Source organism: Brachybacterium rhamnosum (assembly GCF_039526185.1).
In the GTDB taxonomy this organism is placed as follows: domain Bacteria; phylum Actinomycetota; class Actinomycetes; order Actinomycetales; family Dermabacteraceae; genus Brachybacterium; species Brachybacterium rhamnosum.
Genome location: NZ_BAAAIS010000006.1, coordinates 102,975 through 115,523, shown reverse-complemented (window position 1 = coordinate 115,523; position 12,549 = coordinate 102,975). Strand labels below are relative to the sequence as shown.

Annotated in this window: 11 protein-coding genes and 1 tRNA gene; 8 read left to right on the top strand and 4 right to left on the bottom strand. The window is 74.3% G+C overall.

Annotated elements, in window-relative coordinates; genetic code table 11:
- Together ABD080_RS16590 and ABD080_RS16585 are read right to left on the bottom strand one after the other, a co-directional pair.
- Complete coding sequence (locus ABD080_RS16590; RefSeq protein ID WP_343906538.1) at positions 1–795, bottom strand: DUF1684 domain-containing protein; 795 nt, start codon at positions 793–795, stop codon at positions 1–3.
- Positions 792–1,103, bottom strand: coding sequence for a putative quinol monooxygenase (locus ABD080_RS16585; RefSeq protein WP_264451388.1), 312 nt, complete (start codon positions 1,101–1,103; stop codon positions 792–794). The genes ABD080_RS16590 and ABD080_RS16585 overlap by 4 nt, the downstream gene beginning before the upstream one ends.
- A 191-nt stretch (positions 1,104–1,294) precedes the next feature.
- Here ABD080_RS16585 and ABD080_RS16580 point away from each other — a divergent pair, with 191 nt between their 5' ends.
- Positions 1,295–2,227 carry a phosphotransferase gene (locus ABD080_RS16580; RefSeq protein ID WP_343906535.1) on the top strand — a complete coding sequence of 311 codons (933 nt, stop codon included), beginning with the start codon at positions 1,295–1,297 and terminating at the stop codon, positions 2,225–2,227.
- Positions 2,228–2,269: 42 nt separating this feature from the next.
- Here the strand turns inward: ABD080_RS16580 and ABD080_RS16575 are convergent, their stop codons facing one another.
- Together ABD080_RS16575 and ABD080_RS16570 are read right to left on the bottom strand one after the other, a co-directional pair.
- Positions 2,270–4,786 (bottom strand): excinuclease ABC subunit UvrA, encoded by a 2,517-nt coding sequence (locus ABD080_RS16575; protein ID WP_343906533.1) that lies wholly within the window; start codon positions 4,784–4,786, stop codon positions 2,270–2,272.
- Positions 4,787–4,835: 49 nt separating this feature from the next.
- Positions 4,836–6,401 carry a SulP family inorganic anion transporter gene (locus tag ABD080_RS16570; RefSeq protein WP_343906530.1) on the bottom strand — a complete coding sequence of 522 codons (1,566 nt, stop codon included), beginning with the start codon at positions 6,399–6,401 and terminating at the stop codon, positions 4,836–4,838.
- A 148-nt stretch (positions 6,402–6,549) separates the two neighbouring features.
- Between ABD080_RS16570 and ABD080_RS16565 the strand changes: the two genes are divergently transcribed.
- The 7 genes from ABD080_RS16565 to ABD080_RS16535 all read left to right on the top strand — a co-directional run bounded on the left by ABD080_RS16565 (position 6,550) and on the right by ABD080_RS16535 (position 12,141).
- Positions 6,550–7,269, top strand: a complete 720-nt coding sequence (locus ABD080_RS16565; protein ID WP_343906527.1) for a M50 family metallopeptidase — start codon at positions 6,550–6,552, stop codon at positions 7,267–7,269.
- An 85-nt stretch (positions 7,270–7,354) separates the two neighbouring features.
- The gene (locus ABD080_RS16560) at positions 7,355–7,981 is read left to right on the top strand and encodes a biotin transporter BioY (protein ID WP_343906525.1); all 627 of its coding nucleotides are present in this window, start codon (positions 7,355–7,357) and stop codon (positions 7,979–7,981) included.
- Positions 7,978–8,466: a DUF6328 family protein gene (locus ABD080_RS16555; RefSeq protein ID WP_343906523.1), complete on the top strand. Its 489-nt coding sequence runs from the start codon at positions 7,978–7,980 to the stop codon at positions 8,464–8,466. The genes ABD080_RS16560 and ABD080_RS16555 overlap by 4 nt, the downstream gene beginning before the upstream one ends.
- A gap of 110 nt (positions 8,467–8,576) precedes the next feature.
- The gene (locus tag ABD080_RS16550; protein WP_137771552.1) at positions 8,577–10,307 is read left to right on the top strand and encodes a potassium channel family protein; all 1,731 of its coding nucleotides are present in this window, start codon (positions 8,577–8,579) and stop codon (positions 10,305–10,307) included.
- A gap of 64 nt (positions 10,308–10,371) precedes the next feature.
- Positions 10,372–11,316 (top strand): HAD-IIB family hydrolase, encoded by a 945-nt coding sequence (locus ABD080_RS16545; protein ID WP_343906520.1) that lies wholly within the window; start codon positions 10,372–10,374, stop codon positions 11,314–11,316.
- A 53-nt stretch (positions 11,317–11,369) separates the two neighbouring features.
- Positions 11,370–11,846 (top strand): peroxiredoxin, encoded by a 477-nt coding sequence (locus ABD080_RS16540; protein WP_137771550.1) that lies wholly within the window; start codon positions 11,370–11,372, stop codon positions 11,844–11,846.
- Between the two features lie 205 nt (positions 11,847–12,051).
- Positions 12,052–12,141, top strand: a tRNA-Ser gene (locus ABD080_RS16535).
- Positions 12,142–12,549: the final 408 nt, after the last annotated feature.

Sequence of the window (12,549 nt, the reverse complement as noted above, 5' to 3'; positions counted from 1 at the left end):
TCAGCGCTCCGTCGGCTCGACGCGGCGCTCGCCGGCGCGCACCGGGATCGGCAGGTGGTTGCCCTCGGGCGGCCGCGGGCAGGTGCCGAAGGCGCTGAAGGCGGAGGGGAAGTTCAGGGCACGGTTGAGGTCCACGCGGGCACGCTCGCCGTCGATCTCGACCGGGACCTGGCGCCAGTCCGACGTCTCCGTCCCGGAGGTCTCGTCGGTGAGGATCAGCGTGCCCTCACCCGTGACCCGCAGCTCGACCTGCTCGCCGTCGACGTCGAGGACGACGACGCCGGGGGAGGGCAGCTGCTGGGTGAGCCACGGCAGCGCGGAGCCGACGGTCACCGTCGTCGGGTCCGCGCGGAAGCTCCCCTCGAGCACGGCCGACGGGTCGTGGGGGAAGACGGGGACGCCGGTGAAGCCGGCGCGGCGCGGGGTCGCCGGGTCCAGGGGGCGCAGCCCCGTGCGGTCGCCGCGGCGGATGACGTCGATCCGCACTCCCGCGTCGGTCACGCCGAGCTGCACGTCGCCCGGATCCAGCAGGGTGAGGGTGCGCTCGCCGCCCACCTCGATGACCTGCACCTGCGCGGGCTCGGCGAGGACGGTGAAGTCCGAGGGTGCGCTGCGGGAGACGAGCCGGCCGCCCTCGAGCGCCCAGGTGCCAGGCACGCCGGGGAAGCTCAGCTCCCCGGCGCCCTCCTCCACCCAGTGCAGGCCCACCTGGGCGAGCACGGAGTGCGGGGCGGCGAGGCCCGCGTCGCGACGTCGGCGGAACTCCTCCCAGTCCTGGGTGTCGGAGGCGGTCACAGCAGGCCCTGCTCCGGGGTGCCGGCGGCGATCGGGGTCATGCGGGTGACGACCGCGGGCTTCGCGACGAGATCCGCGACGTCGCCGCGGAGGATCTCGACGACGCTGCCGGAGCCGTGCGCGTCGAGGTCCTCGGCGCTCGTCCACTTCTCGATCATCGTGACGGTGCCGTCCTCGGCGGCGTGGATCGCGTACTTCTCGCAGCCCGCCTCCTCGTGCACGGCGGCGATGCCGCGCTGCATGGCCTGGGCGAGCTCCTGCTGCTTCCCCTCGGCGGGGAAGAACACGGCGGTGACGACGACGGTCATCGGGACTCCTTCGGGTCGGTGCCGCGACGGTATCAACGCGCCGTCACCAGGGGCGAGGGCGTTCCAGCGGCCGACCCCGGGCCGGCCCGGACCGCGGCCGGGGAGCGTGAGGGGACTACAGTGCCTGTGCCCGCGCCGCGCAGAGGAGGTCAGGTGGCCCGCACGAACCCCGCACCCCGGCCGGCCCGGCCATGAGCGCCGACGATGCCCTGCACGAGGGGCAGCACTCGCTGACCCGCGCCGTCGCCGAGCGGCTGCTGCGCGAGCAGGCGCCCGCGCACGTCGAGCTGCCCGCCGACGCCGAGATCCACCTGCTCACCGGAGCCGGCACCACGAGCCATGTGGTGCGGGTGGGGGAGGAGCTCGTCGCGCGATTCCCGCTCATCGGGGAGGACCCGCGCGCGGTGCGGGCGGCGCTCGGGCGGGAGCACGCCGCGATGGCCGAGCTCGCCGGAGCGATCCCCGTGCCCGCGCCGCGGCCGCTCATGATCGGCCGCGGCGGCCACGGCTACCCGCTCCCGTGGTCCCTGCAGACCTGGGTCCCCGGCGAGATCGCGACGTCCACCGGCGCGGCGGGATCCGTGCCCCTCGCCCTCGACCTCGCCCAGCTGCTGAAGGCGCTGCGGGCCGTGCCCACCCGCGGGCGGACCTTCTCCGGCACGGGTCGCGGCGGGGACCTGCGCGCGCACGACGCCTGGATCGCCGAGTGCCTCGCCCGCAGCGAGCACCTGCTGCCCGTCCCAGAGCTCAGCCGAGCCTGGGAGCGGTGGCGGGAGCTGCCGCGGGAGGACGTGGACGTCATGAGCCACCAGGACCTCATCCCCGCGAACCTGCTCCTGGACGGCGGGGCCGCGCCCCGGCTCGCAGGAGTGCTGGACAGCGGCGGCTTCGGCCCCGCGGATCCCGCCCTGGACCTCGTCGTCGCCTGGCACCTGCTGGACGCCGGCCCCCGTGCCCTGCTGCGCGAGCACCTCCGCGTGCCCGAGCTGACCTGGCGGCGCGGGGAGGCCTGGGCCTTCGCGCAGGCGATCGGGCTGGTCTGGTACTACGAGAGGACGTCGCCCGCGATGGCGGAGCTGGGACGCAGCACGCTCGTGCGGCTGCTGGCCGACGCGGGGAGCTGAGCGGCGGGGGGGCCGTCGGCCTGCTGCGACCAGGAGCGGTGCTCAGCCCTCCCCGGCGAGATGCGCCCTCAGGTGCCGGCCGGTCACGCTCGCCGGATCCGCGGCGACCTCCTCGGGGGTGCCGAGGGCGACCACGCGGCCACCGGCCTCGCCGCCGCCCGGGCCCATGTCGAGGACGTGGTCCGCATTGGCGATCATGTCGAGGTCGTGCTCGATGACGACCACGCTCGCGCCGTGCTCCACGAGCCGGTCGAGCACGGCGAGCAGGGTGCGGACGTCCTCGGGATGCAGGCCCACGCTCGGCTCGTCGAAGACGAACAGGGCGTCGTCCTGGCGGCGGTCGATCTGCCCGGCGAGCTTGAGCCGCTGCGCCTCCCCGCCGGAGAGCGCCGGGGTGTCCTCGCCGAGGGTCAGGTAGCCCAGGCCCAGGTCGATGAGGGCCTGCAGCCGGCGGCGCACGGAGGGGAGGTCGTCGACGAGACCGATCGCCTCCCGCACGGAGAGGGACAGCAGGTGGGGCAGGGAGACGTCGCCGGGGCCGTCGGCCCGCGGGCGGAGGATCGCGTCGGCCTGCGGCCCGTAGCGGTGGCCGCCGCACTCGGGGCAGTCGATGTCGACGTCCGGCAGGAACTGCACGTCGAGGGAGACCTGCCCGGTGCCCTCGCAGCGCGGGCAGCGCAGGGAGCCGGTGTTGTAGGAGAAGTCGCTGAGCGTGAGCCCGCGCTCACGGGCGCCCTCGGTGCGGGCGAAGGCGCGTCGCAGCTCGTCCATGACGCCGGAGTAGGTCGCGACGGTCGAGCGGACGTTCACGCCGATCGGGCTCGCGTCGATCCGGTGCACGCGCCGGATGCCGGGCGCCTCGAGGGAGCGCACGTGGCCGGGCAGGGGGCGGTCGTCGATGAGGGCCTGCACCGCGGGGACGAGGGAGTCGAGCACGAGCGTCGTCTTCCCGGAGCCGGAGACCCCGGTGACGGCGGTGAGGCGGCCGCGGGGCAGCTCGACCTCGAGCGGGTGGACGGTGTGGATCGCGTCGGTGACCAGGCGCAGCGACTCGCCGTCGCCCGCGGCGCGCTCCCGCACGATCACCTCCTCGCGGCCGTCGAGGAAGCCGCCGAGGCGGGAGGCGGGCGCCGCGGCGATCTGCTCGACGGTGCCCTGCGCGATGACGGTGCCGCCCTCCGCGCCGGAGCCCGGACCGATCTCGACGAGGTGGTCCACGGCGCGCAGCACCTGCACGTCGTGGTCGACGAGCACTACGGAGTTGCCGTCGGCGAGGAGGTCCTCGACGAGCCCCAGCAGGCCCTCGATGTTCGAGGGGTGCAGGCCGATGCTCGGCTCGTCGAGCACGTAGAGCACCCCGGTGGTGCGGTTGCGGACGGCCCGCGCGAGCTGCACGCGCTGCAGCTCGCCCGTGGACAGGCTCCACCCGGCCCGGTCCAGGGCGAGGTAGCCGAGTCCCAGCTCGGTGAGCCGCCCCGCCATCGACACGAGCTGCTCGACGAGCACCCGCGCCATGGGGTGCATGCTCTCCGGCAGGGGGTCGATGATCGTGGGCGCCCAGGCCAGGAGCGCGTCGAGGGTGAGGGCGGTGGCGTCGGCGAGGCCCAGGTCGCCGATCCGCGGCCCGCGGGCGCGCGGGGACAGCCGGGTGCCCTCGCAGTCCGGGCAGACGCTCTCGGTGAGGAAGCGGTCCACGCGGGCGAGCCGCTTCTCGGTGTCCGCGCGGCGCAGCTCCTCGGTGACGGTGAGGCGCGCGTTGCGGAAGGTGAAGTCGAGCTCGTGCAGCCCCTTCTTCGAGGTGACGGTGATGTGCTTCTTCTCCTCGGGACCGTCGAGGACGATCTGCCGCTCCCACTCCTCGAGGTCCTGCCAGGGCACGTCGATGCGCACGCCGAACTCGCGGGCGATCGCGGGCTGCACGTTGAAGCCGAACATCTGCCAGGGGACGACGGCGCCGTCCTCGAGGGTGCGCGTGGGATCGGGGACGAGGGACGCGTCGTCGACGGAACGGATCGTGCCGACCCCGTCGCAGCGCGGGCAGGCGCCCTCGGCGTTGAAGGCGAGCTCCTCGGCGCCCGGGGCGATCACCTGCTCCCCGCACTCGGGGCAGGAGAAGGGGACCTCCGCGGCGACGTCGAGGGTGGGCGGGACCCGGTGGCCGTTCGGGCACAGGTGCGCGGCGAGCCGGGAGAAGATCAGCCGCAGCACGTTCAGCAGCTCGGTGGAGGTGCCGAAGGTGGAACGCACGCCGGGCACGGAGGGCCGCTGGCGCAGGGCGAGCGCGGCGGGCACGTGGGCGACCTCGTCGACGTCCGCCCGCGGCGCCTGCGAGAGCCGGCGGCGCGTGTAGGTGGACAGCGCCTCGATGTAGCGCCGTGAGCCCTCCGCGTAGAGCACGCCCATCGCGAGGGAGGACTTGCCGGAGCCGGAGACGCCGGCGATGCCGACGAGGGACTGCAGCGGGATGTCCACGTCGATCCCGCGCAGGTTGTGCACGCGCGCACCGCGCACGGCGATCGACGTGGGGATCGGCGGGGGAGTGCTGCGGCGATCGGTCACGGGGCCGAGGCTACCCGCGGGGCCCGACGGACGGGACGGCGACGGGCGCTCAGGCGCCGAGCCGCCCGGAGAGCCGCTCCATGCGCCGTGCGCTCGCCCCGTCGAGACCCACGATCCGTGCCCGCTTGCCGCGCTCGGCGTACTTGGTGACCACCGCGTCCAGCGCGGCGACGGTCGAGGCGTCCCAGACCTCCGCCGCGGAGAGGTCCACGACGACCTCCTCCGGGTCGCCCGCGTAGTCGAACTGGTGGACGAGGTCGTTGCTCGAGGCGAAGAACAGCTGGCCGCGCACCCGGTAGCGGCGCACGGTGAGCGTGCCCCCGTCGGCCCCGTCGGCCCCGTCGGCCGTGTCAACCATGGTCGGCCCCTCCGGCTCCACGCGCACGAGGTGCGCGACCCGCCTCGCGAACAGCACGATCGCCGTGAGCACGCCGAGCACCACGCCGATCGCGAGGTTGTGCGTCCACACCGTCGCCACCACGGTCACCGCCATCACGACCGTCTCCGAGAGCGGCATGGCGCGCAGGGTCGAGGGGCGCAGGCTGTGCCAGTCCACGGTCGAGGCGCACACGGCGAGCATGACCCCGGCGAGGGCGACCATCGGCACCCGCCCCACGGCCTCGCTCAGCAGCAGCACGAGGATCAGCAGGAACACGCCCGCGCTGAAGGTCGACAGTCGCGTGCGGCCCCCGCCCTGCTTCACGTTGACCATCGTCTGGCCGATCATCGCGCAGCCGCCCATGCCGCCGAACGCGCCGGCCATGAGGTTCGCGACGCCCTGGCCCCAGGACTCGCGGGTCTTGTCGCTGCGGGTGTCCGTGATGTCGTCGACGAGCTTCGCGGTGAGCAGCGACTCCATGAGCCCCACGAGCGCCATCGCGAGCGCGTAGGGGGCGATGATCCGCAGCGTCCCGAGCGTGAGCGGCACGTGCGGCAGGCCCGGGACCGGCAGCGAGGAGGGCAGCTCGCCCTGGTCCGCGACGTCCGGCACCTGCCAGCCGGTGACGGCCACGAGCACCGTCACGACGACGATCGCGACGAGCGGGGCGGGGACGGCCGACGTCAGCCGCGGCACCACCACGAGCAGCACGAGGCAGAGGGCGAGCAGCGGGTACACGAGCCATGGCAGGTCCCGCCCCACGAGGTGCGGCAGCTGGGCGAGCAGGATCAGCACCGCGAGGGCGTTGACGAAGCCCGTCATGACCGAGCGCGGGATGAAGCGCATGAGCCGCGCGACGCCGAGCAGCGCGAGCAGGATCTGCATCAGCCCCGCGAGCAGCACCGCCGCGACGAGATAGTCGGTGCCGTGCGAGGCGACGAGCGGCGCGATCACCAGCGCCGTCGCCCCCGCGGCGGCGGAGACCATCGCCGGCCTCCCGCCCACGACCGCGATCGTGATCGCCATGATCACCGCGGTGAACAGGCCCACCTTCGGGTCCACGCCCGCGAGCACCGAGAAGGAGAGCACCTCGGGGATCATCGCGAGCGCGACGACGAGTCCGGAGAGCAGCTCGATCCGCAGCCGGCGCGGGGATCGCAGCGCGGAGAGCACGGTGGGCGGCCGCTCCTGGGAATGGGCAGGGGCGTCCGCGGTCACGGCGGGGGAGGGGGTCATGACGTCCTCGGGGATCGGGGCGGGGCCGGAGCCGTCGCCGGGCGTCCCCGGCGCTCACCGCCGCATGCCAGGGTACGGCGGTGAGCCTCTCCGGCACCCGCCCGCCCGCTCCCAGGGCGCGCCGGGCCGGCCCTGGCACCATGGCCGGATGGACCTGCCCACGCTGCTCGGCGAGATCGGGGACCGCGCCGCGCCCGGACCGGCGCCGAGCGGGACCTGGTGGCCCCTCGTCTCCCTGTCCCTCGCCCTGGTCGCCGTGCTCGTCTCCCCGCTGTGGCGGCTGCTGCGCCCCGCCGTGACGATCGTCCACGAGCTCGGACACGCCGTGACGGGCATCCTCGCGGGCCGCCGCTTCACCGGCTTCGTCGTCTCCGCGGACATGTCCGGCCACGCGATCACCGTGGGCCGTCCGCGGGGGCCGGGCCGCGTGATCTCCGCCTGGTCCGGATACCCCGCGCCCGCCCTCCTCGGGGCCGTGCTGATCCAGGTCGCGCTCGCCGGCGCCGCCGGGACCGCGCTCGCCGTCGCGCTGGCGGCGCTGCTCGTCTCCCTCGTCTTCACCCGTTCGGTGCACACGGTGCTCGCCGTGCTCGGCAGCGCCGCCGTCGTCGGCGCGGTGTGGTGGTGGGGGAGTCCCGCGCTCGTCGCCCTCGTGACCCTCGCCGTGGGCGCCTTCCTGCTGATGGGCGCCTGGAGGCACGTGCTCGTCGTCGCGAGCAGCGGCGGCCGCGGCGACGACCCCGCGCAGCTCGCCCGCCTCACCCCGCTGCCGGCCGCCGTCTGGATCGGCAGCTACCTGCTCGTGCTCGCCGCCTGCACGCTCTGGGCCCTCGCCGTGCTCGCACCGGGCCTGCGCGAGCTGCTCTGAGCGGCGCCGCGGTCACCGCGCGCGGCGCGCGTCGGCGCTGGTCTACCCTGGTCGCTCCCGTGCCCGCCCCTCCTCGAGGAGTCCGATGACCGCCCTGGCCCCCGCCGTCCCCACCCGCCGACCGGTGCTCGCCGACGCCCTGCTGCACCGCACCTCGTGGCTGCTCGACGCGGTCCTCGTGGCGGCCGGCGCCGCGGTCGTGGCGCTGCTCGCACAGGTCGAGATCCCGCTGCCGATCGTCCCGATCACGGGCCAGACCCTCGCCGTGCTCGTCGTCGGCTCCGCCCTCGGCGCGCGTCGCGGCGCAGCCGCCCTCGTGACCTACATGGTCGCCGGCCTCGCGGGCCTGCCCGTGTTCGCGGGCTTCACCGGCTCGCTCGCCGCGATCATGACCCCGAGCTTCGGCTTCATCCTCGGCTTCGTGCCCGCGGCGTTCCTCGCCGGCTGGCTCGCCGAGCGCGCCTGGGACCGCCGCCCGTGGCTCGCCCTCGTGGGCTTCGTCGCCGCGAGCATCGTGCCCTTCCTCGTGGGCGTGCCCTACATGGCCTACATCCTGAACGTCGTCATGGGCGCGGGCTACGACCTCGCCGGCATCCTCGCCGTGGGCGTCACCCCGTTCCTCGCGGGCGGCCTCGTGAAGGCCGTCATCGCCGCGGTCCTCATCCCCGCCGCCTGGCGCGGCGTGCGGGCGATCGACGCGCACCGGCGGTGAGCGAGGAGCAGCAGGCCCCGCGCTACGAGCGCGAGGAGAGCCGCGCGGAGACCCTCGACCGCAACTGGAACGAGCTGCTGCAGGAGATCCGGGTCCTGCAGACGGGATCGCAGATCCTCGCGGCCTTCCTGGTCGTGCTGCCCTTCCAGGCGCGCTTCCCCGAGCTGGACGCCTTCCAGACCGCGCTCTACCTCGGGCTCCTGCTGCTCGCCCTCGTCATCGTCGCCCTGCTGCTCACCCCCGTGAGCCTGCACCGGCAGCTGTTCCGCCGGCGCCTCAAGGACCGGATGGTCCATACGGTCGGCGTGCTCGTGCAGGTCGCGCTGCTCCTGCTGGGCCTGCTGCTCGTCGCGGTCGCCGTGTTCGTGCTCGACGTCGTCGTCTCCCGCGGGGCGGCGCTGGCCGCCGGGGCGGGTCTCGCGGTGCTCCTGGTGGCGCTGCAGATCGCGCTCCCGCGCGGCCTGGCACCGCGCCGGGAGGGCTGAGCGACGGGCGCGCCGGGCCGCCGACGGCCGTCCGCGGGAGCCCCTGCGCTGGCCTACGCTGGCCCCGTCACAGCAGGGTCCGTCCAGGGGCCTCGAGGGGAGGAGCACTGATGGGCGACCCCATCGAACCGCGCCGCGGCCCGAGCCGCGCCGATCGCCGGACCGCACGGCGACGCCTGGGACCGGGGCTCGTGTTCCTCGTCGTGGGGCTCACGATGATCGGCGGCTACGCCACGATCTTCCACGCGCTGATGGCCCGCGAGGGCCGCGAGTACTCGTGGATCAGCGCCGTGTACTGGGCGATCACCACGATGACCACGCTCGGCTACGGCGACGTGACCTTCGAGTCGGACGCCGGGCGGCTGTTCTCCCTGCTCGTCCTGCTCAGCGGCGTCGTCTTCCTGCTCGTGCTGCTGCCCTTCTTCGTCATCAACTACATGGTCACGCCGTGGCTGGACATGCGGCACACTGCGCGCACACCCCGCAAGGTGAGCCCGCAGCTGCGCGACCACGTGATCCTCGTGGGCTCCAACGCGGTGACCCAGACCTTCATCGCCCGGGCCGAGCGCTCCGGCGCCCCGGCCGTCATGGTCGTCGAGGACCCGGTCGAGGCCGGCCGCCTCCACGACCTGGGCCTCCAGGTCGTCGTCGGCCCCCTCGACTCCGCCTACACGTACCGCAACGCCGGGGCGGACCGCGCGAAGCTCATCGCCTCGACCCTCTCCGACACCGCGAACACCAACGTCGCCTTCACCGTGCGGCAGGTCTCCGGCGAGGTGCCGATCGCGGTCACCGCGGAGAAGTGGGCGAGCGTCGACGTGCTCGGCCTCGCCGGCGCGGACCACGTGCTCCAGCTCGGCGCGGAGCTCGGCACCGAGATGGCCGGCCGAGTGCTCGGATCGACCGGCCAGGTGCACCGGATCGGCAGCTTCGGCAGCACCGTCATCGCGGAGGCCGCCGCGCGCGGCACCTCCCTCGTGGGTCGCACCCTCGCGGAGGCGACCGCGGAGATCTCCTCCCGTGTGCGCATCCTCGCGATCATGCGCAAGGGCCGACTGCGCCCCCTCAAGCCCGAGCAGCGCATCACCGAGAACACGGTGCTCATCCTCGCCGGGGAGGTGGAGGACCTCGCCGTCTTCGACGCGGCCTTCCTCGCCGGGCAGCAGCTCGAGGCGCCCGTGGTGATCCTCGGCGGCGGCCGCGTGGGCCGCGCCGCCTCCCGCGCGCTCAGCGAGGACGGCGTGCCCAGCATGATCGTCGAGCAGATCCCCGGCCGCGTCGAGGCCTCGACCGGCGCCCGCGAGGGCACCGCGAGCTATCAGGTGGTCCACGGCGACGCGGCGGACCAGCGCGTGCTGCGCGAGGCCGGACTGCAGGAGGCCTCCGGCGTGCTCGTCACCCCGCATGACGACGACCTCAACGTCTACCTCACCCTCTACTGCCGGCGCCTGCGCCCCGAGCTGCAAATCGTCTCCCGCGCGACCTACGAGCGGAACGTCGCGACGCTCTACCGCGCCGGCGCGGACAGCGTGCTCTCCTACGCGACGATCGGTGCGACGGACCTGTGGAACCATGCCGGGCTCAGCCACCGCGTGCTCATCGCGGAGGGCAACGAGCTGTTCCTCGTGCCGTGCCCGCGGGTGCTCGTGCGCCGCAGCGTGCGCAACTCCGAGGTGCATCGCCGCACCGGCTGCCACATCGTCGCGGTCGCGGGGGAGGACGGCACACTCTCCTACGACTCGGAGTCGATCCCCTCCGGCGCGGTGAAGCTGCTGCTGCTCGGCGACCGGCACGCGGAGCGCATCTTCCGGGAGACCTACCTCCCGCTCGCCCGTCGCTGAGCGCCGCCCGCCGCGCCGCCGGGCCACAATGGGGGAGCACCCTCAGACCCCCGGAAGGGACACCGTGATCCCCAGCCCCGCAGACCCGACCACCGTCGACGGCACTGCCGCTGTCACCACCGCCGACGCCGCCGCCGTCGGCCCCACGGCCACCCCGGCGAGCTTGGAGACGATCCCCGCGGGCGCCGCGGACCTCCGCCTCGTGGTGAGCGACATGGACGGCAGCCTCCTCACCCCGAGCGGTGAGATCCCCGAGGGCTTCTGGGAGCTCATGGACCGCCTGCGCGAGCGCGGCGTCGCCTTCGTCCCCGCGAGCGGCCGCCAGCTCGCGACCCTGCAGGCGACCTTCGGCCCCGACGCCGCGACCGGCCGCGAGGGCGTCGCCAGCTACATCGCCGAGAACGGCACCCTCGTGGTGCACGAGGGCGAGATCGTCGGCACCACCGTCGTCGCCGAGGCAACCGCGGAGGCGGTGCTCGCGCTGGTCCGCGAGCTCACGGCAGGCGGAGCGGCCCTGGGCCTCGTGCGGTGCGGCATCGAGGGCGCGTTCGTCGAGAGCACCGATCCGGCCTTCCTCGCCGAGGCCCGCAAGTACTACCGGAACCTCACCGTCGTCGGCGACCTCGCCGACGTCGAGGGTCCCGTCCTCAAGCTCGCCGTGCACGACGCGGTCGACGCCGAGGCCACCGCCCCCGCCTTCGCCCGCTTCGAGGAGACCGAGCAGGTCGTCGTCTCCGGTCAGCACTGGATCGACGTCATGAACCAGGAGGTCGACAAGGGGCAGGGTGTGCTCGCCCTCCAGGAGGCGCTCGGCGTGACCCGCGCGCAGACCGCCGTGTTCGGCGACTACCTCAACGACACGGGCCTGTACGCCGTCGCCGACTGGTCCTTCGCGATGGCGAACGCGCACCCCGGAATCCTCGCCCTCGCCCGCTACGTCGCCCCCTCGAACGCGGAGCGCGGCGTCGTCACCGTGGTCGAGCACCTGCTGGGCCCTGCCGAGCACTGACGCGCCCCGCCTCCCACCGAACCTCCCTCCCGCCCGTCCCTGAGGAGCAGCCCATGACCTCCGCCCCTGTCAAGCTCGCCGTCGGCGATGCCGCCCCCGCCCTGGACCTGCCCCTCGCGGGCGGCGGCCGGGTCACGCTCGAGGACCTCGCCGGCGCCCCCGCGCTGCTGTGGTTCTACCCCGCCGCGAACACCTCCCTGTGCACCAAGCAGGCCTGCGACCTGCGGGACAACCACCAGATGTTCGTCGACGCGGGCTACCGGGTCATCGGCGTCTCCCCGGATCCGGTGCCCGAGCTCGACCGCTTCATCGCCGAGCAGGACCTGCCCTACGACCTCGCCTCCGACGAGTCGCACGCCGTCATGGCCGCCTACGGCGCCTGGGGCGAGAAGAACATGTACGGCAAGCTCGTCGAGGGCGTCATCCGCTCGACCTTCGCGATCGACGCCGAGGGCAGGATCGAGTTCGCGAAGTACCGGGTGGGCACGCCCAAGCACATCGCGCTGCTGCAGGAGAAGCTCGGCCTCTGAGCGCGTCGTCGGCGGGGCACAGGACGGCGCCGACGGTGCCGACGACTCTCGCCGCAGGTGCGGGTCCCGCGACCGGGAGCCGCCCCCGTCGGCCGGTCGCTGGATTGTGACGTGATCGCCCTCCCGCCGCTTTGGTGCGCATGCTCGGGCTCCCGTATGCTGTCACGGCATGTCCTCACCCGGTGCTGGCACCGGACGGTCATGAGGAGACGTGGCAGAGCGGCCGAATGCGCTCCCCTGCTAAGGGAGTAGGTGGTGATAAACCGCCTCGGAGGTTCAAATCCTCTCGTCTCCGCCCTCGATCGACGGGCCCCGGTGCGCAGCGCCGGGGCCCGTCGGCGTTCCCGGGCCTGCGCGCGGCCCTCGGCCGCCCCGCCCCGCCCGCTCGCCCCGCCCGCACCCAGCTCCGCCCGCCCGCCCCGCCCGCACCCACCTCCGCCCGCCCACACTCGTGGTGATGGTCCGATTCCGTTCCAGATCGATGCCCGCCATGGAACGGAATCGGACCATCGCGGGTGGGATGGAGTGTCGGTGGGGCGGCGACCGGGCCGCGGCGGGCGGGCGGCGGTCTCGCGACGTCGGTGCGACGGCGGGCGGGTGTCCCGAGGAATGGCCCTCGCGGCGGAGGCGGAACCGGCGCGCGGTAGTCTGGGCGGCGTTGTCCCGCGCCGTCGCGGTCGCTCGCACCGTCGGCGGCCGTGCT

Bases quoted from the DNA above. Each gene is read 5' to 3' on its own strand.
- ABD080_RS16550 (WP_137771552.1), top strand. From the start codon at position 8,577: ATGGGCGACCCCATCGAACCGCGCCGCGGCCCGAGCCGCGCCGATCGC.
- ABD080_RS16540 (WP_137771550.1), top strand. From the start codon at position 11,370: ATGACCTCCGCCCCTGTCAAGCTCGCCGTCGGCGATGCCGCCCCCGCC.
- ABD080_RS16565 (WP_343906527.1), top strand. From the start codon at position 6,550: ATGGACCTGCCCACGCTGCTCGGCGAGATCGGGGACCGCGCCGCGCCC.
- ABD080_RS16585 (WP_264451388.1), bottom strand. From the start codon at position 1,103: ATGACCGTCGTCGTCACCGCCGTGTTCTTCCCCGCCGAGGGGAAGCAG.
- ABD080_RS16560 (WP_343906525.1), top strand. From the start codon at position 7,355: ATGACCGCCCTGGCCCCCGCCGTCCCCACCCGCCGACCGGTGCTCGCC.
- ABD080_RS16570 (WP_343906530.1), bottom strand. From the start codon at position 6,401: ATGACCCCCTCCCCCGCCGTGACCGCGGACGCCCCTGCCCATTCCCAG.
- ABD080_RS16580 (WP_343906535.1), top strand. From the start codon at position 1,295: ATGAGCGCCGACGATGCCCTGCACGAGGGGCAGCACTCGCTGACCCGC.